This is a genomic window from Desulforamulus aquiferis (assembly GCF_030577015.1).
GTDB classification, from domain to species: Bacteria; Bacillota; Desulfotomaculia; order Desulfotomaculales; family Desulfotomaculaceae; genus Desulfotomaculum; species Desulfotomaculum aquiferis.
This window is the reverse complement of record NZ_JARPTC010000018.1, coordinates 1-21,608: the sequence shown is the minus strand read 5'-3', so window position 1 is coordinate 21,608 and position 21,608 is coordinate 1. Positions and strand designations below refer to the sequence as shown.

Here is a 21,608-nt window from a genome sequence, read left to right as displayed (position 1 = left end):
AGGAGACTGATTTAATGGCACAATATACCATTAGGACGGGGGATACCCTTTTCCTAGTTGCCGAGCGTTTTAATACCACAGTTGAAGAAATCCTAAGACTAAACCCCAATGTTACTAATCCTAATATTATATTTGTGGGACAGGTAATAACTGTACCTGACAGACCCGGTACAACACCAAGCCCCCCTGCAACAACACCGACACCCACACCAAGGCCGCCAGTGACACCTACACCGACGCCAAATCAGCCAGCACTGACCCAGTATAGCTCCATCATCGCCGGTTTGGCGCGAAACCAGCCCTATACAGCAAGGTTAATAGGGGGATTGCTGTATATATTAATTTTGGAACAGAGGGTATTTAACCAGGGAACGCCGATACGAATAAGATTGCTTAAAGTCAATGTTACCAATGCTACTATAGTATTACGCTACCCAACTGGCCAGAGATTTGAGTTGGTAGTAAGGAGAAGACCGGGAAATACTGAAATATGGAGATATTCCAGGGAAAGATTCTTTACCCAGGCAGAGGGTACTGTTACCATTAGGCCAAACCAATATGCCATCTATGAATATACCTGGAATCAACGTAACGTCCAAGGAGTGCAAGTAACCCCCGGTGAGTTTGTTTTAGATGCCTTTAATGTGGCTAGGGGTTATGCTAACCAGTCTGTTAGCATTAATTTTGAAATTCGGCGGGGTGTTACACCTACACCGACTCCAACTCCCAGGCCTACGGTTCCACCAGGGCCAGTTGCCTGTACAGGTGAAAACCTATTGAGGAATTCAAACTTTGACAGCTGGGTCAATATCACAAGTCCGAGAAATTGGGTTGCAACAAATGTGGAGAGAACCACCCAGTCTTTCAGTCCTCCCTATGCGGTACTAATGGGCAGAAATGCCGGTCAAAGCTCTACCCTTTCCCAGGAATTCCCTGTTACGCCAAATAGTAATAACAGGGTAAGCTTCCGGTTAGCTGAAAATCTGGCCGATGCAATTGCCGGCAACTTTAGCTTTGGCATCCAGGTCATTTTCCGCAATCGGGCTGGAGATGTTGTCGGGGTATCCCCTGAAGGACCCTACTCACCTGCGGTCATCGAAGATGAGCAATATGAACTCTTTACCTTCACCACCGGCAGAATCCCTGCCACAGCAGTTACCGGAGAACTGGTCTTTACCTTCACCCCAAGACCCACCAACACCAGCCGAGTCCGCCTGGACAGCGCCGAATTCCGCTGCTTAACCCTTTAAAAAACAATCCCCGGAGCCAAAACTCCGGGGATTGCTAATGCTAGTGCTTACAGGCGCTGCAGTTGCTGGAGGTGCAGCCGCTGCAGCTGTCTCCGCGGCTGCCCCGGAGGCTGCCTGGGTTGTTAAGGGTGAAGCCGGACATCACCCTGGTAGGTCCGGGACTTTGGCAAGAGGGGCAGACTAAGTTGCTGCCATTTTCACCCATTTGGCAAAGCTTCTGAAATCTATGGTCACATTTGGCGCAGCGGAATTCGTAAATAGGCATATTAACACCCCCTGAAGATATTTTTTATAGTTAAACCTTTGATACTGCCTATTCTAATATACAAAATGTCGAATTAAATTGAAAGGTATGATATAGTATGACCAAATATAAGTTATAGCTAGAATAGGGGCTTGTCAAGGTATTTTCTACTTTATCTGGCAGAAAGAAATTAAAGGTTTTCCATCTATTTGCAAGAAATAATTAGTAACGATAACGGCGGGGGGTTATGCTATGTATATTCAGTTTCTAGGTGCTGCCCAGACGGTGACCGGCTCATGTTTCCTGGTGGATACAGGGATGACCAGAATACTGGTAGACTGTGGGCTATTTCAAGGTTCTAAGGAAATTAAGGAAAGAAACTACCAGAACTTTCCCTTTAATCCCGGGAGTATAGATTTTGTCCTATTAACTCATGCCCATATTGACCATAGCGGTCTTTTGCCAAAGCTTGTGAAACATGGCTTCAAGGGGCGTGTCATCGCCACCTCAGCCACCGTTGATCTATGTAATATCCTGCTTCCAGACTGTGGACATATACAAGAGATGGAAGTAGAGCGGAAAAACCGCAAGTATCGCAGGCAGGGCAGAAAACTCATTGAGCCTATCTATACAGCAGATGATGGTGCCTATGCCCTCAAGTTTTTTGAGCGGTCCAATTATGACGAGATAATTCCCATTAGTCCCGATGTTAAAATTCGCTTTAGGGACGCAGGACACATCTTGGGGTCGTCTAATATTGTTATGTGGGTAAATGAGGGAGGTAAAGAAACTAAGCTTAACTTCTCAGGAGATATAGGAAATACTAACCAGCCCTTTATTAGAGATCCTCACCAGTTTAGTGAGGCGGACTATGTCATTATGGAATCTACCTACGGCAACCGCATGCATGAGCATTCCGACGATAAGCTTGAGATGCTTAAGAAAGCAATAAATGATGCCTACAACCGGGGCGGGAAGCTTTTAATCCCTGCCTTTGCTGCTGGACGAACCCAGGATATTCTTTATTGTATCAATAAACTTTACTGTGCCAATGAAATTCCACACTTGCCCATATATATTGACAGTCCCATGGCCATTGCTGCCACAGAGATATTTAAGAAACACTATAATATCTGTGATACAGAAACAAAGGACTATATTGATAAGGGATGTAACCCCCTGGAAATGAAAAATTTGCGTGTATCTCAGACCATGGAGGAGTCCCAGCGGCTGAACTATCTAACCGGCAGTTCCGTGATCATATCTGCAAGCGGTATGTGTGATGCCGGACGGATTAAGCACCATCTAAGACATAACTTGTGGAGAGATGAGTGTATTGTACTCTTTGTGGGTTACCAGGCTGAAGGTACCCTGGGTAGAAGAATAGTTTCTGGTGAAAAGACCGTGAAGATTTTTGGCGAAGAGGTTGTTGTCAATGCGGAAATTCGCTATATTGATGGCTTCTCAGCCCATGCTGACCAAGCCGCTTTGCTGGACTGGGTCAAGAGCTTTAATCAGAGACTGAAGAAGGTCTTTGTGGTTCATGGTGAAGCAAAGGCTTCAGCCAATTTGTCCCGGATTATTAATGAAGAAGGTATAAAGGCATATGTTCCTGGGATGTTTGAAAAGGTTGAACTTACACCTGCCTCAGAACAGGCCCCTGAGGTTGTGGTTAACACCTGGAATAGTATCAGCAATAGAATGGATCGTATTGTTAAGGGGGGGTTGGTGCCCACAGGGTATTCGGCTTTAATGCGCCAGCTTGCAGAACTTGAGGCTCAATTAAACGAAATTGAAATAGACCAAGATGAACAAGAAAGCGCTCACGGATAACCTGGGCCATAAAATGTCGCATATTAATTTTCAAAACAAAGGGTCCTTTAAATATGTAGAGTTTAATTCCCTGGTTGAGGATGGGAATATAATACATGGCTTTACCACCCGTCAGGGTGGGGTTAGCCAGACACCCTATGAAAGTCTTAACCTGGCCTTGCATGTGGATGATCGTTCAGAAGACGTTGTTGCTAATAGGGCCATAGCCTGCTCGGGACTGGGTATCAATTGGAAGCATTTGGTGGCTGGAGTTCAAGTCCACGGCTGTCATGTGCAAAGGGTGGAAGGGGATGACAGGGGCAGGGGTGCCCAAGACTACAGCACAGCCTTTTCAGATACAGATGCCCTGATAACAAATATACCGGGGGTTCCCCTGTCAAGTTATTATGCAGATTGTGTTCCCATCCTCCTTTATGATCCTGTAACCCTATCAGTTGGGCTGGCCCACGCAGGTTGGCGCGGGACGGTACAGGGAATAGCCGGTCTAACGGTGGGAAAAATGGTGGAAGCCTACGGCAGCAAACCTGGTGATATTTTAGCGGGAATAGGTCCATCCATTGGCCCATGTTGTTATCTGGTGGATCTGCCTGTACAGCGGGCTTTAGCTGAAAAATTTAGTTACTGGGCTGACCTCCTAGAACCGGTGGCACCTGAAAGATGGAAGCTTAATCTGTGGGAAACCAACCGCAGAGCTTTAATAGAGGTAGGTCTAAATTCAAATAATATTACCACCGCTAATCTCTGTACAGCTTGCAATAGGGACCTTTTTTTCTCGTACCGGGCTGAACAGGGAAATACAGGCAGAATGGCATCCTTTATCATGATCAAAGATAGACTGTAACGAGGGAGTTGTTAATAAATGCCCAAGGTCCTGGTTGTTGATGATGAGCAGCCTATTTTGGAATTAGTAAAGTACAACCTGGAGAGGGAAGGGTATGAGGTTCTGGTGGCCAGCGATGGAAATGCCGGAATTACTCTGGCAAGAACAGAAAATCCTGATTTAATTGTGCTGGATGTAATGCTGCCAGGTCAGGATGGTCTTTCCGTATGCCGTACCCTGCATCAGGACAAAGAAACCCGGGCCATACCAATTATTATGTTAAGCGCCCGGGGGGAGGAACTGGATAAGGTTCTTGGTTTGGAAATGGGTGCTGACGACTATATTACCAAACCCTTCAGCCCCAGGGAGTTAATAGCCAGGATCAAAGCCAGACTGAGGCGGAATCCCAGTGATAGTAATACCATGGACCAATCCGGACGTATAAATATAGGTAAGCTAATTATTGATCAGGAACGTTTTCTAGTATCCTATAATGGTCAAAAGCAGGATCTTACACCTAAGGAGTTTGAGCTATTAAGGTATCTGGCCAAACATCCGGGCAAGGTCTTTACCAGGGACTTCTTGCTGGAGCAAATTTGGGGCTATGATTTTACCGGAGATTCCCGGACAGTAGATGTCCACATAAGACATATCAGACAAAAACTAGAACAAATTCCTAATTCACCTCAGTTTATAGAAACAGTTAGGGGTGTGGGCTACCGATTTAAGGAGGTTTAACTTGCTGAAGGGTATACGACAGCGTACCATTGGCAACTACGGGCTGCTGCTGGCCATATTTGTTGGCTTTTTTCTGTTGCATTATCAAGGCTATGTTAGTCTTTGGGTGGTATTGATAGGTAGTTCCTTGGCTACGGGAATTGCCGCTTGGCTCACAGCCCAGAGACTTATAGCCCCGGTGGAGCAGATAACCCAAATAGCACAAGATATGGCTGGCGGAATCCTAGACAATGAGATACGTGTGGAGGGCGAGGGAGAACTGGACGACCTGGCCTGGAGTATAAACTTCATGGCCCGGGAACTTAAGGAAAACCTGGCTAATATCACCGAGGAGCGAAACAGAGCCAGAGCAATATTAAATAGTATGGCTGACGGTGTAATAGCCCTTGATAAGTATGGCAGGGTAATACTATTAAACCCTGTGGTGGAGAACATTTTTAAGGTTAAAGAGAAGGAATGCATCGGCAATATTCTGATCAAGGTTATCAGAAATTACGAACTGGAACAGTTATTTAATCGTGCCCTGTACAGTCTCCAGCCGACATTGGTAAATGATCTGCAGGTCCTTACTCCCGAGCCTAGGTTGTTACGTATTCATATAACCCCGTTAAAGGGAGCCAATGGCAGGAAAATGGGGGTTGTATGCCTCATGCGAGATGTAACGGAGCAAAAAAGGCTGGAACAGATTAGGACTGAGTTTGTGGCCAATGTATCCCACGAGCTGCGAACCCCCTTAACGTCCATTAACGGCTTTTTAGAGACCCTTTTAGATGGTGCCATTGATAATCCTAAGGTGGCCCGTAATTTTTTAGAGATAATGAATGGAGAAAGTAAACGACTGTCCAGGCTTATTGATGATTTATTGAAATTATCCAGCCTGGAGGATAAGAAATCCAGCCTAAATAAACAGCCGGTTAATTTAAAGGAATTAATTTGCGAAACTGTTAAAATGCTTTCTGCTAGGGCCCAGGAAAAGGGGATAGCATTGACAATGGCCATACCGGATGACCTGCCGGAGGTACCGGGAGAAAGGGGTTTTTTAGAACAGGTACTTATAAACCTATTGGATAACGCCGTTAAATACACCCTCTCAGGAGGGATAATTGAGATCGGGGCCTTGGTAAACGGAAAGGAAATTAAGGTGTACGTTGCAGATACAGGGATTGGTATTCCAGAGGAAAGTTTGCCCAGGGTTTTTGAAAGGTTTTATAGGGTAGATAAGGCCAGAAGCCGTGATATGGGAGGAACAGGCCTGGGTCTGGCCATTTCCAAGCATATTGTTGAGGCCCATGGAGGTAAAATTGAAGTGGAGAGTGACCAGGAGGGCAGTACCTTTAGCTTTATTCTACCCCGATAATTAGCAAAATCATGACCTCTTTAACTTTATTTTAACATTCCTGCAATAACCGTATAACATGATCTTGTTACACTTAATAAGCTGGGAAGTGAATTAACACTTCTCATCTCTTACATTAGGAGGTAACATACCGTGTCTAACAAAATTACGGTTAGGGATCTGAACCTATTTTATCGAGATTTACAAGCCTTAATTAACATAAATCTAGATATAACGGAAAAGATGGTTTCAGCGTTAATTGGCCCCTCGGGTTGCGGTAAATCTACCTTTCTACGCACCCTAAATCGGATGAATGATTTAATTGAGGGGGTTAGGGTAGAAGGACAGATTCTAATGGACGGGGAGGACATCTATAAATCTGATGTAGATGTAGTTGCCCTAAGAAAGAAAGTGGGCATGGTTTTTCAAAGGCCAAATCCCTTTCCCATGACTGTCTATGAAAATATAGCCTATGGCCCAAGAATTCACGGTCAAAGGGATCGCCGCAGGCTGGAAGAAATTGTTGAAAGCAGTTTAAGGGCAGCTGCACTATGGGATGAAGTAAAGGATCGGCTTCACAAAAATGCCCTGGGCCTCTCTGGAGGACAGCAGCAGCGTCTTTGTATTGCCCGACTTTTGGCCGTAGAACCGGCGGTGGTTTTGATGGATGAGCCAACCTCGGCCTTGGATCCCATCTCCACCCTTAAAGTTGAGGAACTGATTAGAGAGTTAAAAAATAAATATACCATAGTAATAGTAACCCATAATATGCAGCAGGCAGCTAGGGTTTCTGATACCACAGCTTTCTTTTTAAATGGTGAGCTGGTTGAGTATGGTGACACTGAGTTGATTTTTACAGGGCCCAAGGATAAGAGAACAGAAGATTACATTACTGGACGCTTTGGTTAGGTAGTACCTGTAATATAATTAACTAAAGGGGGGTTAAGAGTGTCTACCCGCCAATCCTTTGATAAGGCTCTAATAGAATTACAGCAGGACGTTTTGCGTATGGCCAGTATAGTGGAGAAATCCATTTATAATGCAGTTAAATCCCTGGCTACCCAAGATCCCATTTTGGCTGGTGAAGTTATCGAAGGGGACGATATAGTCGATGAACAGCGTCACCAGATTGAGGACAAAATCCTAAAGATAATCGCTACCCAGCAGCCCATGGCTAAGGACTTAAGGATACTTATTACAGGCATTAAAATTATCATGAGCCTGGAGCGGATGGCAGACCATTCGGTGGATATTGCCAGAGTCACAATGTGTCTAGTAGAACAAAGGCTTATTAAGCCCCTGGTGGGTATTACTGCCATGGCAAAGTTAGCCCAGCAAATGGTCAAGGATGGTTTGGATGCCTATGTACACAGTGATCCAGAAAAAGCCAGGGAGATGTGTGAAGCCGATGATGAGGTAGATCATATATATCACCAAACCTTTAAACATTTGGTTAATCATATGAAAATGGATTCTGAGACAATTGGTCAGGCTACCTACCTATTATTTGTGGCCCGGTTCCTTGAGAGGATCGCCGATCATGCCACCAATATTGGTGAAGCGGTGATATTCCAGGCCACCGGAGAGTGGCAGGAATTAAATTAATGGCAAGAAATTGAAAAAACGCCCTAAAGGGCGTTTTTTTTACAAAGGAATTAGCGCCTTGATTGTCGAAACCCTTTAATTGGATATGATTAAAAGGTGAAGGTGATGGGTAAAAAAATCCGCAGGTTAAAAATTGGCAGATTATTGCTTGCCCTGCTGGTCTTAATCCTTTTGTCAGCTTTTCTAATATGGGTGACAGTTAATGGACTTAGGGGTATAGTTATAAAATATACGGCAGATGTTCAATCCTTTCGACCTACCACTATTTCAGAACAGGTTGCCATTAAAGGTGTATTAATAAAAAGGGAACATCTTATTACGGCACCTTACAATGGTTCGGTGAGTTTTGCAATTTCTGATGGTCAAAGGGTAAAGGCCGGCTCAGTTTTCGCTGTCCTTTCGGTTAATTCACTGGAGGCCTCTTCGGGAACAATTAAACACAACCTTATAGTTCCTGCAAGTGGAGTGCTTTCTACTCATACCGATGGACTAGAAACCGTACTAGTTCCCGAAGCATTGGATACCATTGCAATACCTTCCTTAGATCAAATACCAGAGGATGGGAAAGAGTCCTCCGGCCAGGTTGAGAAAGGGCGTCCAATAGCAAAAATTATTGATAATCTTTCCCCCATTTATATACATACAGTTTTACCCGTAGAAGAGGTAAAGAAGCTTGAAGAAAAGAAGGATTCTACCATAAGTATGGAATGGCAGGGACAAAGTATTGATCTTTTGTTACACAAGGTTAATACCGGCAGCCAGCCAGGTGTGATCTTTGTAGTTAAGAAATATCCTGACAACCTCATTCATAGACGTCAGGTAGACATTAATCTAACAACTGAGAGCCTCGATGGATTGTTGATTAATGAGAAGGCTGTGGTATTCCAAGGGGAGCAGGCCGGAATATTTATCGTATGGAAGGGCATTGTCCGGTGGGTTCCGGTGGAGATTTCCGGACGACTAAAAGATCAGGTTTCTGTCAAAGGTACAGATATAGAACCGGGCATAAGGTATGTGGGTAATCCTTACCTTGTCCGGGATGGAGACAGGCTTTAAGGACGGTGAAAAACCGTGGGTATAGCGGAAAATGTAATAGAGATACAGAGGGAGATGGATCAAACCTCCCTAAAGTGCAAAAGGAATCCCGAAATGGTTACCTTGATTGGGGTAACAAAAAATATAACTGCTGATAAGGCAAGTCAAGCCGTTAGGGCAGGAATTTTGGATCTAGGTGAAAATAGGGTCCAAGAGCTTCAAAACAAACACCCTCTGATTCAGGGAGTCCGTTGGCATTTTATTGGCCATTTACAGTCTAATAAGGTAAAATATATTATTGATAAAGTTCATCTAATCCACTCCCTGGACCGATGGAGCCTGGCCCTTGAGATTGACCGAAGGGCAAGGGAAATAAATAGGGTTGTACCTGTATTGATTCAAGTTAATGTTGCTAATGAGGCTACAAAATTTGGCCTGGAAGTACAGGAGACCTATGATTTTGTTACAGAGGTGTCAGGGCTAAAGGGTATTTCTGTGCAGGGACTGATGACAATTGCACCCTTTGTTGAAGACCCGGAGGAAGTAAGACCAGTTTTCAAGCAGCTCAAGGATTTATCTGGCCACTTAAAAAATATCCCGGGTGTTCAAATGGAACAACTTTCAATGGGAATGACCAACGACTATCGTGTAGCCATAGAAGAAGGTTCCACCATGGTAAGAATTGGGACAGCCATATTTGGCTATCGGGATTATTAAGGAGGTATTGTATGGGTACTAAGATGATGGATAAATTCTTAGGCATAATTGGTTTTGACGATACCGAAGAGCAGCAGGAGAAAGCAACTGCTGTGGAGCAGGCCGAATCCCAGCATAGTAAACGTAAAGGGGCCCAGGTAGTTAGTTTACATTCGGGACGACAACTGAGAGTTGTGGTATGTGACCCAGCCTCCTTTGAAGAAGCCCAGGGTATTGCCGACAACTTAAAAAACCGCAGAGCTGTCATTATTAATTTGGAAAAGGCCGAACAGGATCAGGCTCGCAGAATTGTTGACTTTATCAGCGGAACTACCTTTGCCCTTGGTGGTAATATGCAGAAGGTAGGACAGGGAATTTTCCTTTTTGTGCCCAGCAGTATTGACATAGCTAATGAAAGTGGGAGAGAAACTAAGGAAAAGAGTATTTTTCCCTGGGTTAAATCAGAATAGTTAAATAACAAAATGATGGGGTGAATCATGTATACTATTGTTTCGTTTATTAACGTAGCCTTTTGGGTATATCAAATCATGTTGTTTGGAAGAATAATTCTTTCCTGGTTCAGGCATAATCCATACAATCCAATTATTAGATTCCTGTATGAAACAACCGACCCATATCTTAACATCTTCAGAAGGATTATCCCGCCCATTGGTGCTATAGACATTTCCCCCTTAGCGGCCTTTTGGGTTTTAGATATTATTCGCCGTTTAATTATAGGTATGATGTTGTAGTGAATAAAATGAAGCTAAAACGAGATTTATTAATAGGGCATATCAGAGAACGGGAAGAACGGGCTTTGCTGGCTAAAGTATTGGACCGGGTTGAGATTGTCCTGACAAATCATCGACCTATGCTTACGAATTTTCATGACCCGTATCATACGGGTCTTATCATTTCAGTACTGGAACGCCTAACGGATATTGAGTTTGCCACAGAGGGTGGATTCCCCATTGCCGAAAGGGTTCGCACCGCAATATTTCCTGATTATATGACCTTAGAGGAAGTGGATTTCGAAATGGCCCTGTTATCCATTGCAGGGAATTTTAAAATGAACAAGGTAAGCCATCGAGATTTCCTGGGAGCTATACTGGGTTTGGGTATCAAAAGGGAAATGATCGGTGATTTGTTAGTAACCGGGGAAGGTTGCCAGGTGCTAGTCGCCAATGACGTGGCGTCCTATTTAAGGGCTAACTTAACCAAAGTACAACGGGTTGGCGTGGAAGTATCCCAACTGGAAATGGATAAGCTGGTTTTACCGGAAAAGACTGTTAAGGAGATTAGATCTACCGTTGCTTCCCTTCGTTTGGATGCAATTGCTGCCGCAGGCTTTAGCACTTCCCGGAGTCGAATAGCCAGGGAAATCCTTGCCGAAAAATTAAGCTTAAATTGGCAGACCTGCTCCAATGTTTCCGCCGGCATCAAGGAAGGAGACATGATTTCCATGAGGGGGCGGGGGCGGGTGGAGGTGGCAGAGGTTAAAGGAAATACCCGCAGCGGCCGAATAAGTATATTGTTAAGAAGATATTTATAGCTGTTAGTCTTATAAGGATCATAGAAGAATGCCTTTTAGTCTGTACTAAATAAACATGGCTATAACAAGAACTAGGAGGTGCCAGGATGTCCATTTTAACCCCTGGAGAAATTCAAACCAAGGAATTTACTAAGTCTATCAGAGGTTATGATGCTAAGCAGGTAGAAAACTGGGTGCAGAAGGTCAAGGAAAACTACGAACGGCTATTTGTAGAAAATCATGAATTAAAAGAACGTTTGGCCCAGGCTGAAGACAGTATAGTTCACTACCGTGATTTAGAGGATGCTTTGCAACGGACTCTGGTTATGGCCCAAAAGAGTTCTGAGGATATGAGGAACAATGCCGAAAGGGAATCTAAAATTATGCTGGAGCAGGCTGAAGTGGCTGCTCGGACCATTAAACAAAGGGCCGAAGAAGAGGCTGAACAGGTATTAAAAGAGGCCTCCGGCAAGGCGGAGGAAATGTTAAAGCTGGCGGATGAAAGGGTAGGGGCCATACTTGAGGAATATCGCAGGCTGGAAAAACAGTCCAACATCTTCAGGGTTAAATTTAAAGCCTTTCTAGAAGCTCAACTACAAATGGTTGATGATAAACTTGCAGTTGATGAGGAAAACACCGCCTAATGGATGGTGTTAGATGATAGATATTAAGCAAGACGATATGGGTGTTGTGATTAAGGTCCGGGTTCAGCCCCGGTCCTCAAAAAATTGCCTGGCCGGGGAATTTGAAGGGGCTATCAAGGTCAGGCTAACGGCTCCCCCTGTTGATGGTGCGGCCAATGCGGCCTGCTGCAAGTTTTTTGCCGAGCTATTTGGCATTGCTAAATCTAATGTAGAAGTTCTTTCAGGACATACGGGCAGGAATAAATTGCTTAGAATAAATGGCATATCAGCAAAAGGAGCTAGGGAGGTTCTCGGCTAATATGTTGACCCGCCCCGTATATTTGGATATAATAGTACTGTTTATTGTATATTGTTTAAAAACCAGAGAACGGGATAGTAGACTTTAAGGTTTCTGTTCAGAGAGTCCGGTATAGGTGCGAACCGGATCAGAACCAAGTTTAAGATCACCCGGGAGGTGCCTGCTGAAATCTTAAGTAAGCCAGGCCGGTTAACCGCCGTTATAGGTATTCGAGTGTTCAGGGCGAGGCTCTGTTCATTAGGGTGGTACCACGGGTAATAAACTCGTCCCTTGCGGACGGGTTTTTGTTTTTTCTATTTTATTAAAAGACTACATTCAGTCAGGAGGATTTTTCAGTGGATTACAGCAAAACCTTAAATTTGCCCCAAACGGAATTTCCCATGCGGGGGAACTTACCCCAGAGGGAACCGGACATGTTAAAATATTGGGCCGAAATTGACCTTTATAAGAAGGTCCAGGAGAAAAATAAAGGTAAGAATAAATATATTCTCCATGATGGCCCGCCCTATGCCAACGGTCATATTCACCTGGGTCACACCTTAAATAAGGTTTTAAAGGATATGGTGGTTAAGTACCGCTCCATGAGTGGTTATGACGCACCCTATATTCCCGGTTGGGACACCCATGGTTTACCCATTGAGCAGCAGGCCATTAAGGCCATGGGGATTAATCGACATCAGGTAAGCCCGGTAGAATTTAGAAACAAATGTAAGGATTATGCCCTGGAATATGCCAAAATTCAAAGTGAAGAATTCCAAAGGCTAGGGGTACGGGGGGATTGGGATCGCCCTTACTATACACTGCTACCCCAATATGAGGCCACTCAAATTCGAGTATTTGGCGAGATGGCTAAAAAGGGCTATATTTATAAAGGCTTGAAGCCGGTTTACTGGTGTGCCAGCTGTGAAACAGCTTTGGCTGAAGCAGAAGTAGAATATGCCGATAAGACATCCCCTTCAGTCTATGTTAAGTTTGCTGTTAAAGATGGTAAAGGGACCTTGCCCCAGGATGCTTCGGTGGTAATTTGGACCACCACACCCTGGACACTGCCAGCCAACGTTGCCATCAGTGTACACCCTGAATTTGAATATGTCTTAGCAGTGGTTGCAGAACAGAAAATTGTTGTGGCCAAGGAATTATTAGAGGCCTTCAAGCAGGTTGTGGGTGTGGAAGAGGCTCAGGTATTAGAAACATTTAAAGGTGAGCAGTTGGAAAATGTGGTCTGCCAGCACCCCTTTATGGAAAGGGAATCCCTTGTTATTTTAGGTGAACACGTGACTTTGGAAGCAGGTACCGGTTGTGTTCATACCGCCCCTGGCCATGGTGAAGAGGATTTTGCCGTGGGTAAGAAATATAATTTGCCTGTCATTTCTCCCCTTGATGATAGAGGTAAGTTTACCTCTGAGGGAGGGAAATTCCAGGGACAATTTATCCTTGATGCCAATAAAACAATCCTCGAGGAACTCAAGGAACGGGAAGTTTTAATGGGTCATAATAATATTAAGCACCAGTATCCCCACTGCTGGCGTTGTAAACAGCCCATCTTTTTCCGTGCCACCGAGCAGTGGTTTGCCTCGGTGGAGGGTTTCCGGCAGGAAGCCCTTAATGCCATTCGTAACGTAAAGTGGGTTCCCTCCTGGGGTGAGGACCGTATCTATAATATGGTTGAGGGACGGGGTGACTGGTGTGTATCACGTCAGCGCACCTGGGGCGTGCCTATTCCAATTTTTTATTGTAATGACTGTGGTAAAGAAATTATTACCGAAGAAACCATTGCCCATATCCAAAAGCTGTTTAAGGAGCATGGATCTGACATTTGGTTTGCCAAGGAGGCCAATGAACTTGTACCCCCTGGTTTAAGCTGCAATCACTGCGGCAAGGGCAGCAGCTACCGCAAGGAAACAGATATCATGGATGTCTGGTTTGATTCAGGTTCAAGTCACCTTTCTGTTTTAGACCAGCCTGAGCTTTGGCCTGAATTGCAGCGGCCTGCTGATTTATATCTTGAGGGTAGTGACCAGCACAGGGGTTGGTTTAACTCTTCCCTGTCCACCTCAGTGGCAGTTACCGGAAAGCCACCCTATAAGACTGTGTTGACCCATGGCTTTGTGGTGGATGAGAAGGGTCGTAAAATGTCCAAATCCCTGGGCAATGTGGTGGATCCCCTTAAGGTAATTAATCAAATGGGTGCGGATATTTTGAGGCTTTGGGTTTCCTCTGCAGATTACCGGGGCGATTTATCTGTTTCACAAAATATTCTTAAACAGATGACCGAGTCATATCGTAAAATCAGAAACACCGCTCGCTTCTTGCTGGGTAACATCAATGATTTTGATCCGGCTAAGGATAAGGTTGACTATAAGGAGCTTCCGGAATTAGACCGGGTGGCCCTGATGGAACTGCACAAGTTAATCAAGAAAGTACTGGCAGCCTATGGGAACTATGAGTTCCATGTGGTTTACCATGCAGTGCACAATTTCTGTGTTCTTGATTTAAGCGCCTTCTACCTGGATATCATTAAGGACCGCCTCTACACTGCACCCCCGGCCTCCCTGGAACGCCGGGCAGCCCAGACGGTGCTTTATGAAACTCTAGATGCCCTGATGCGTTTGCTGGTGCCGGTATTGGCCTTTACAACCGAGGAAATTTATAAGCATATGCCGGTGGTTGGGGAGAGGCTTCCCAGTGTGCAGCTGTTAGATATGCCCGAGGTTAATGTAGAATATATTGATCCGGAGTTGGAGAAAAAGTGGGATAAGGTTTACGACATCCGTAAGGAGGTTTTGAAGGCACTGGAAGTGGCCCGTCAAAATAAAGTTATTGGTAATGCTTTAGAGGCTAAGGTGGATCTTTATGCTGGCGGCGAAGTCGAAGAATTCCTTAAAGAAATGTCCTCTGAGCTGGCCACTATCTTCATTGTATCTGGAGTTGAGCTGCACCCCATATCGGAAGCTGCTGCAGGTGCCAGTAAGTCGGAGGAAATGGAATTGGCTGTCAGGGTTTCTCCGGCAGGTGGGGAAAAGTGTGAACGGTGTTGGATGTATCATTCTAAGGTTGGAGCGGATAGTGAGCATGGGACCCTTTGTCCGAGGTGTGCGGATGTGGTGAAGAAGCATCACTGTTAGGCTGGTATTGTACTGTTTTTTGAATCTAATTCTTAAGGGTCCTGTAGAGTTTGTCTGCAGGACCCTTGATGTGTTTGTAGAAGTCCGCGTCAGACGGCATTTCCAACGCTGCGCTCCCGCAAGTTTCCTTGTTGTGGTATATGATGGTTGTATTCAACGCACAGGGAGGCAGGAGAAGCATCTGGTACGCCCTCATAATGCATTTCTATGTGGATCTTCGGGCTAGGGAACGCAGCCCGTGCTCCGCTCCGCTTTTGGAAAAGCCATCTGCCTTTGGGTTATGTGTTTAGAAGAAGGGCTTCTATTTGTATTTGTAGAAGTCCGCGGCAGACGGCATTTCCAACGCTACGCTCTCGCAAGTTCCTTGTTGTGGTTTGTGTCTAAGATTCCCTCAGGGCGTTTAGGTCGATGAGGCCTTTTTTGGCCCGTTGGGTGATGATGCCGCCGATGCGGCCGGATTCGGCGGAGGTAAGGCCGCCCCAGCCGTCGGCTTTTATTTTTTCTGCTAGGCCCAGTTCCTCGGCAATTTCTAGCTTGAGAAGATCCATGGGGGTAGGCTTCTTTTCTTTCTTTTTGGCAGTTGAATTGGGCGATGCTGATTTAGTCCTTTTAGTTACTGATTTAGACATGGTAGCTAGCCTCCTGTGTGAACAAGGAACCCTCCCTAAAGGGAGGGTCCTTTTTTACAAAGTCACAATGATCTTTACCCAAGCCGAGAGATAGCAAACCTGTACTCCCAGACCCACTAGGGAAAAGGCCGATATCTTAGACCGGATAATAATCATTGAACCTTGATGGTAGTATTATCTCCCCGAAGGAAAAAGATATGCTTTGTTAAAAATTTTTTTTACTTAAGAGGAATTTTCCAGTTTGAAAAGAATATGGGTAATATAAAGTTAAATGTACGGATGATGGTTGTGGGAGAGGTCCATATTTGGGCGCCGAAGGAGCAAACCAATTTCTTGCTGAGGAGATTGGCAAAACTCTCAGGCAAAAGGACTGCGGCCGGACGAAACTCTGGAGAGTTCCTGCTAAACTGAGCAGTGCGGGACACCAAAGGGGAAGCTTCTGTAGATTGCGAAGTCATCTCTCAGGTTTAAGGGACAGAGAATACCAGCTAAATGGTATTTCTCTGTCTTTTTGTATTTATATCACCCGGCGTAATAATTCTTCACCTAGAACATAATAAAAACAAGGAGGTGGTTGAGTGTGTCTCAGTTTAAGAGAACACCTCTATATGACATCCATCTGTCGTCAGGAGCTAAGATGGTCGAATTTGGCAACTGGCAGATGCCCATTCAATATGAGGGAATTATCAAGGAACATCAGGCTGTAAGAAGTGCTGCCGGATTATTTGACGTTTCTCATATGGGAGAAATTGAAGTTGAGGGACAGGGGGCTAAGGAGCTATTACAAAGATTGATTACCAATGATATAAATCGGCTTAGCCCGGGCAAGGCTCTGTATTCCCCCATGTGCAATCAGCAGGGTGGTACTGTGGATGATTTGTTAATATATATGATTGGTCAAGAAAAATATCTTTTAGTAGTTAATGCTGCAAATATTGATAAGGATTATAACTGGGTGGTAAATCAAGCCGGCGAAAATACTTTGGTGCACAACGTTTCCGATAATACCTGTCAGCTTGCTTTGCAAGGACCAACTGCCCAAAGTATATTACAGAAATTAACCATGGTAGAGCTTAGGGAGATTAAATACTTTAATTTTGTGTACGGTGATGTTCTGGGCTGTAATTGCCTTATTTCCAGGACCGGCTACACAGGTGAGGATGGCTTTGAGCTATATTTCCCTTCAGAATTTGGGGAAAAAATCTGGCTAGGTTTGATGAGTGCCGGGGAGCCCGAGGGTATTAAGCCAATTGGGCTTGGAGCCAGGGATACTTTGCGTTTTGAAGCATGCTTGGCTTTATACGGACACGAGCTTACCGATGATATCTCACCCTTGATGGCCGGTTTGGGCTGGACGGTAAAGTTTAATAAAGGTGAATTTATCGGCAGGGATAGTCTGTGGAAAGAAAGTCAAGGAGGGACGGAGTATAGGTTGGTTAGCTTAGAGATGCTTGAGAGGGGTATACCCAGGCAGAATTATTCCGTTACCAAAGAAGGGAACAGGGTAGGTTGGGTAACTTCCGGCACCTTTGCCCCTACCCTGGGAAAAAACCTGGCCCTGGCCTATGTTAAGTCAAAGTGGGCAGAGAATGAAAATATTTTGGAAGTTTTAATTAGGGATAAGCCTGTGAAGGCAGTTGTTGTGCCAAAACCATTTTACAAGCGGGAGGGTTAATACATGAAAATACCGGCAGAGTTAAAGTACAGTAAAGATCACGAGTGGGTGAGGGTAGAAGGAAACAAGGCAGTTATTGGAATCACAGAATTTGCCCAGGATTCCCTGGGAGATATTGTCTTTGTTGAGCTTCCTGCCCTAGGGGATACTGTGGGGGCGGAGGATACCTTCGGCGTGGTGGAATCAGTAAAGACCGCCAGTGACCTGTATAGTCCCATTAGCGGTGAGGTGGTAGAAGTTAATGAGCAACCGACGGATTCACCGGAAATTGTCAACCAGGATCCCTATGGCAAGGGTTGGCTAATAGCGGTGGAAATGTCAGACCCATCCCAACTGGATGGACTTCTTAGTGCAGAAGAATATAAGAATTTGCTGGAAGAGGGTAATTAATTTGCATTTTATACCCCATACCGATCATGAACTTAACGAGATGCTTTCTTATCTCAAGATAGATAATATTGATAATCTTTTTAAGGATATCCCACAAAATGTCAGGTTTGAAGGGGAGCTTAAAGTCCCGGGGGGTCTATCGGAAATGGAAGTTTCCCGACACTTGGCATCACTGGCGGTCCAGAATAAGGGGATGGAAGATAATATTTGTTTTCTTGGTGCCGGGGCCTATGATCATTATATCCCCAGTGCCATTAAACACATTTTATCCCGGGCAGAATTTTATACAGCCTACACACCCTACCAGCCGGAAATCAGCCAGGGGGTATTACAGTCCATCTTTGAATATCAAACCATGATTTGTGCCCTGACAGGCATGGATGCCGCCAATGCCTCTATGTACGATGGTGCTAGTGCTCTGGCTGAGGCAGCCCTGATGGCCTGTGCAGCAACCAGGAGAGATAAGGTAGTGGTTGCCAGAACGGTACACCCGGAGTATCGGGAGGTCCTTAGTACCTATATGTATGGTCCAGGCATAGAAGTTAAGGAAATATCCTTCCAGGAGGGTATCACTAAAACCAGCGAATTAGAGATATTAGTCGATAAAGGAACTGCAGCGGTTTTAGTTCAGTACCCAAACTTTTTTGGTAACATTGAAGACTTAGCTACCATGGCGGAGGCTGCCCATAAGGTTGGGGCATTACTGGTGGTATGTGCTGATCCCATAGCCCTGGCCTTGCTAAAATCACCAGGGAGCTGCGGGGCAGATATTGTTGTGGGTGAAGGTCAAGCCCTGGGTCTTCCCTTATCCTTTGGGGGACCCTATTTAGGCTTTTTAGCCTGCCGGGAAAAGTACCTTAGAAGAATGCCGGGCCGTATAGTTGGTCAGACCAAGGATGTTGAAGGCAAGAGGGCCTATGTGCTAACCCTGCAAGCCAGGGAGCAGCACATCCGTCGGGATAAGGCCACGTCAAATATCTGTTCCAACCAGGCTCTTTGTGCCCTGGCTGCTACAATTTACTTATCCCTTTTAGGAAAACAGGGTTTTGCTAAGGTCGCTAAGCTGTGCCTGCAAAAGACAGCCTATCTTAGAAGTAAGCTGTCCCAGGTGCCCGGCTTTTCAGTACCCTGGCAAAAGCCCGTGTTTAAAGAATTTGTATTAAAAACCAAAGAGAAGCCAGCTGTTATCAATAGGCTGTTGCTGGAAAACAATATTATTGGTGGTTTGGACCTTGGGAATTACTATCCTGAACTGGCAGGACACATGTTACTGTGCGTGACCGAGAAGCGGACCAGGCAAGAAATGGATTTATTAGTTGAGAAACTGGGGGCGATATAATGACTGAAAAGCTGATTTTCGAACTTAGTTCCCCAGGACGTCAGGGTGTAAGCATACCAGACAGTGATGTGCCTCAAATCAATATAGATGAGCTTATTCCCACAGACTTACTTCGGGGAGGTGAAGTTCCCCTACCCGAAGTAAGTGAGCTGGATGCGGTCAGACATTTTACCCGCCTATCCCGGATGAATTTTGGTGTGGATGTGGGTTTTTATCCCCTGGGTTCATGTACCATGAAATATAATCCTAAATTTGCTGAAGATGCTGCAAGCCTTGGTGGCTTTGCCAATTTACACCCCTACCAAAACGAGGAATTATGCCAGGGTTCCCTGGCTCTAATGTATCAGACCCAGTGTGATTTAGCAGAGATAACCGGGATGGATGCCTTTACACTGCAGCCTGCAGCAGGGGCCCACGGTGAGATGACCGGCATGCTGATTATTAAGGCTTACCTGGAGAGTAAGGGTGAAACTGGAAGGAACAAGGTAGTCGTACCAGATTCAGCCCACGGAACAAATCCAGCCACCGCTACCCTCTGCGGGTTCAAGGTGGTGGAGGTTAAATCAGACAGCCGTGGCGGGGTTGACCTGGAAGCTTTAAAACAGGTTCTTGGCCCGGATGTGGCAGCCCTTATGCTTACAAACCCTAGCACCCTGGGATTATTTGAAGATAATATTACAGAAATTGCAAACCTGGTACATGATGCGGGGGGCTTGCTATACTATGACGGGGCGAATCTAAATGCCATTATGGGGTATGCCCGACCTGGAGATATGGGCTTTGATGTTGTGCACCTTAATTTACACAAAACCTTTGCCACTCCCCATGGAGGCGGGGGTCCTGGCTCCGGTCCCGTGGGAGTAAAAAAGGAATTGGCGGAATTTTTGCCTAAGCCATTGGTGGATGAGAAGGAAGGAACATATTATCTTGACTATAATCTTCCCAAATCCATCGGCAGGGTTAAGTCCTTCTATGGGAATTTGGGTGTGGTGGTTAAGGCCTATAGTTATCTTAGGGCCTTAGGCGGCCAGGGTCTAAAGCAAGTTTCCCGGTATGCCGTCCTTAACGCCAATTATTTAATGAAAAAATTGAGTGGGCCCATGAATATTCCCTTTGAAAGGACCTGTATGCATGAATTTGTTGCTACCCCTCCTAAGGAATTAAGGGAAAAGGGCATCAAAACTTTGGATCTTGCCAAGGGCCTGCTTGATTATGGCTATCATCCACCAACCATATATTTTCCCCTTATTGTGGAGGAGGCTATCATGGTGGAGCCCACAGAAACAGAGAGCAAGGAAACCCTTGATCTATTTGCTGAAAATATGATTCAAGTACTGGAGGAGGCAGGAAAAAATCCGGAGGCCATGAAGGAAGCGCCCTATTCTACTCCGGTTCGGAGGCTGGATGAAGTATCTGCAGCCCGTAAACCGATTCTTGGTTGGTTTCCTGAATAATTTTTAGACAGGCAGTTGGTTGCTAGCAAAACTCCTGTATGTTATACTGACACCGTCAGGCCATTTATTAAAAAGGCCAGGCCGATTAGGCAGCGGTAAAACCCGTGGGACTTCATCTGATCCTCAACAAGATGGGGTTTCATGGGTTTTTTATTTTTAGCTGAATACGGGGGGTTCCTTGAGGTGGAAAATGTACAAAAAAAGAAAATAAGGGTGGCACGGCTGTCGATTATATCTAATACTACCCTGACCCTGGGGAAGCTTTGGGTAGGCTTAGCAATGGGCTCTGCAGCTGTTATTTCTGAGGCCATTCACTCAGGGTTGGATTTAATTGCAGCTATCATTGCCTTTCTGGCTGTTCGTCAATCAGGTAAGCCAGCCGATGAAAAACACCCCTACGGACATGGCAAGTTTGAAAACCTGGCCAGTATCATAGAGGCCCTATTAATTATAGCTGCTGCCATTGGTATTTTTGTTCAAGCCGTACCCAGGCTGCTTCGGGGTGGTGGTGAAATTCACTCACTGGGTTTAGGTGCCGCTGTGATGGTCATTTCAGCCCTGGTGAATATAGTCATATCAAGAATTTTAATAAAAACCGGCAAAGAGACTGAGTCACCTGCCCTTATCGCCGATGGCTGGCATCTACGGACGGATGTTTATACATCCCTGGGTGTTTTGTTTGGTCTGGGGGCGATTTATTTGACCGGATATACCATATTGGACCCTATTATCGCCATTGGAGTTGGCCTGCTGATAGTTAAGGCTGCGGTGGATTTAATCAAAGATTCTCTGGGCAGCATGTTGGATACTAGTTTACCCCGGGAGGAAGAGGAAGTTATCAAGACTATTCTAGCTGGCTATTCGGGTCAGTTTATAGAGTATCATGGACTTAGAACCCGCAAGTCAGGTCAATACCGCCATGTGGATCTCCACCTGGTAGTGGCAAGGCATTTGCCTGTGGGGGAG

General features: G+C 45.3%; 22 protein-coding genes, 1 riboswitch and 1 other annotated feature. Of the genes, 20 read left to right on the top strand and 2 right to left on the bottom strand.

Going from position 1 to position 21,608, the window contains the following annotated elements:
• Positions 1-14: 14 nt before the first annotated feature.
• Positions 15-1,250, top strand: coding sequence for a BsuPI-related putative proteinase inhibitor (locus P6N53_RS12065; RefSeq protein WP_304543480.1), 1,236 nt, complete (start codon positions 15-17; stop codon positions 1,248-1,250).
• Positions 1,251-1,290: 40 nt separating this feature from the next.
• Here the strand turns inward: P6N53_RS12065 and P6N53_RS12060 are convergent, their stop codons facing one another.
• Positions 1,291-1,515 (bottom strand): FmdB family zinc ribbon protein, encoded by a 225-nt coding sequence (locus P6N53_RS12060; protein ID WP_304543478.1) that lies wholly within the window; start codon positions 1,513-1,515, stop codon positions 1,291-1,293.
• A gap of 231 nt (positions 1,516-1,746) precedes the next feature.
• Between P6N53_RS12060 and P6N53_RS12055 the strand changes: the two genes are divergently transcribed.
• The 14 genes from P6N53_RS12055 (at position 1,747) to ileS (ending at position 15,155) form a co-directional block, all read left to right on the top strand.
• Positions 1,747-3,327: an MBL fold metallo-hydrolase RNA specificity domain-containing protein gene (locus P6N53_RS12055; protein ID WP_304543476.1), complete on the top strand. Its 1,581-nt coding sequence runs from the start codon at positions 1,747-1,749 to the stop codon at positions 3,325-3,327.
• 13 nt (positions 3,328-3,340) lie between these two features.
• Complete coding sequence (pgeF, locus tag P6N53_RS12050; protein ID WP_304543474.1) at positions 3,341-4,168, top strand: peptidoglycan editing factor PgeF; 828 nt, start codon at positions 3,341-3,343, stop codon at positions 4,166-4,168.
• An 18-nt stretch (positions 4,169-4,186) separates the two neighbouring features.
• Positions 4,187-4,885 (top strand): winged helix-turn-helix domain-containing protein, encoded by a 699-nt coding sequence (locus P6N53_RS12045; RefSeq protein WP_304543472.1) that lies wholly within the window; start codon positions 4,187-4,189, stop codon positions 4,883-4,885.
• 1 nt (position 4,886) lies between these two features.
• Entirely contained in the window at positions 4,887-6,242 is a 1,356-nt protein-coding gene (gene pnpS, locus P6N53_RS12040) for a two-component system histidine kinase PnpS (RefSeq protein WP_304543470.1), read from the top strand.
• Between the two features lie 132 nt (positions 6,243-6,374).
• On the top strand, positions 6,375-7,130 hold the full coding sequence (pstB, locus tag P6N53_RS12035) for a phosphate ABC transporter ATP-binding protein PstB (protein WP_304543468.1): 756 nt from the start codon (positions 6,375-6,377) through the stop codon (positions 7,128-7,130).
• Positions 7,131-7,169: 39 nt separating this feature from the next.
• Positions 7,170-7,826, top strand: a complete 657-nt coding sequence (gene phoU / locus P6N53_RS12030; protein ID WP_304543466.1) for a phosphate signaling complex protein PhoU — start codon at positions 7,170-7,172, stop codon at positions 7,824-7,826.
• A 105-nt stretch (positions 7,827-7,931) separates the two neighbouring features.
• Complete coding sequence (locus P6N53_RS12025; RefSeq protein WP_304543464.1) at positions 7,932-8,882, top strand: biotin/lipoyl attachment domain-containing protein; 951 nt, start codon at positions 7,932-7,934, stop codon at positions 8,880-8,882.
• A 15-nt stretch (positions 8,883-8,897) separates the two neighbouring features.
• The gene (locus P6N53_RS12020) at positions 8,898-9,578 is read left to right on the top strand and encodes a YggS family pyridoxal phosphate-dependent enzyme (RefSeq protein ID WP_304543462.1); all 681 of its coding nucleotides are present in this window, start codon (positions 8,898-8,900) and stop codon (positions 9,576-9,578) included.
• An 11-nt stretch (positions 9,579-9,589) separates the two neighbouring features.
• Positions 9,590-10,027: a cell division protein SepF gene (locus P6N53_RS12015; protein WP_304543460.1), complete on the top strand. Its 438-nt coding sequence runs from the start codon at positions 9,590-9,592 to the stop codon at positions 10,025-10,027.
• 27 nt (positions 10,028-10,054) lie between these two features.
• A complete protein-coding gene (locus P6N53_RS12010; protein ID WP_304543458.1) occupies positions 10,055-10,309 on the top strand; it encodes a YggT family protein in 255 nt (84 codons plus the stop codon).
• An 8-nt stretch (positions 10,310-10,317) separates the two neighbouring features.
• Positions 10,318-11,109 carry a photosystem II electron transport protein, Sll1252 family gene (locus P6N53_RS12005; RefSeq protein WP_304543456.1) on the top strand — a complete coding sequence of 264 codons (792 nt, stop codon included), beginning with the start codon at positions 10,318-10,320 and terminating at the stop codon, positions 11,107-11,109.
• Between the two features lie 86 nt (positions 11,110-11,195).
• Positions 11,196-11,732 carry a DivIVA domain-containing protein gene (locus tag P6N53_RS12000; protein ID WP_304543454.1) on the top strand — a complete coding sequence of 179 codons (537 nt, stop codon included), beginning with the start codon at positions 11,196-11,198 and terminating at the stop codon, positions 11,730-11,732.
• Positions 11,733-11,745: 13 nt separating this feature from the next.
• Positions 11,746-12,030, top strand: coding sequence for a DUF167 domain-containing protein (locus P6N53_RS11995; protein ID WP_304543452.1), 285 nt, complete (start codon positions 11,746-11,748; stop codon positions 12,028-12,030).
• Between the two features lie 56 nt (positions 12,031-12,086).
• Positions 12,087-12,304, top strand: a binding site (T-box leader).
• A gap of 61 nt (positions 12,305-12,365) precedes the next feature.
• Complete coding sequence (ileS, locus tag P6N53_RS11990; protein ID WP_304543450.1) at positions 12,366-15,155, top strand: isoleucine--tRNA ligase; 2,790 nt, start codon at positions 12,366-12,368, stop codon at positions 15,153-15,155.
• A 380-nt stretch (positions 15,156-15,535) separates the two neighbouring features.
• Here ileS and P6N53_RS11985 read toward each other — a convergent pair whose 3' ends face one another.
• Positions 15,536-15,703, bottom strand: a complete 168-nt coding sequence (locus P6N53_RS11985; protein WP_304543575.1) for an alpha/beta-type small acid-soluble spore protein — start codon at positions 15,701-15,703, stop codon at positions 15,536-15,538.
• Between the two features lie 360 nt (positions 15,704-16,063).
• Positions 16,064-16,167, top strand: a riboswitch (glycine riboswitch).
• Between the two features lie 197 nt (positions 16,168-16,364).
• Between P6N53_RS11985 and gcvT the strand changes: the two genes are divergently transcribed.
• From gcvT to P6N53_RS11960, 5 genes are all read left to right on the top strand, one after another.
• Positions 16,365-17,459, top strand: a complete 1,095-nt coding sequence (gene gcvT / locus P6N53_RS11980; RefSeq protein WP_304543448.1) for a glycine cleavage system aminomethyltransferase GcvT — start codon at positions 16,365-16,367, stop codon at positions 17,457-17,459.
• Positions 17,460-17,462: 3 nt separating this feature from the next.
• A complete protein-coding gene (gene gcvH / locus P6N53_RS11975; RefSeq protein WP_304543446.1) occupies positions 17,463-17,849 on the top strand; it encodes a glycine cleavage system protein GcvH in 387 nt (128 codons plus the stop codon).
• Between the two features lies 1 nt (position 17,850).
• Positions 17,851-19,188: an aminomethyl-transferring glycine dehydrogenase subunit GcvPA gene (gcvPA, locus tag P6N53_RS11970; RefSeq protein ID WP_304543573.1), complete on the top strand. Its 1,338-nt coding sequence runs from the start codon at positions 17,851-17,853 to the stop codon at positions 19,186-19,188.
• Positions 19,188-20,642, top strand: a complete 1,455-nt coding sequence (gcvPB, locus tag P6N53_RS11965) for an aminomethyl-transferring glycine dehydrogenase subunit GcvPB (protein WP_304543444.1) — start codon at positions 19,188-19,190, stop codon at positions 20,640-20,642. The genes gcvPA and gcvPB overlap by 1 nt, the downstream gene beginning before the upstream one ends.
• A gap of 183 nt (positions 20,643-20,825) precedes the next feature.
• The coding region (locus P6N53_RS11960; RefSeq protein WP_304543442.1) for a cation diffusion facilitator family transporter at positions 20,826-21,608 on the top strand (783 nt) is incomplete at its 3' end.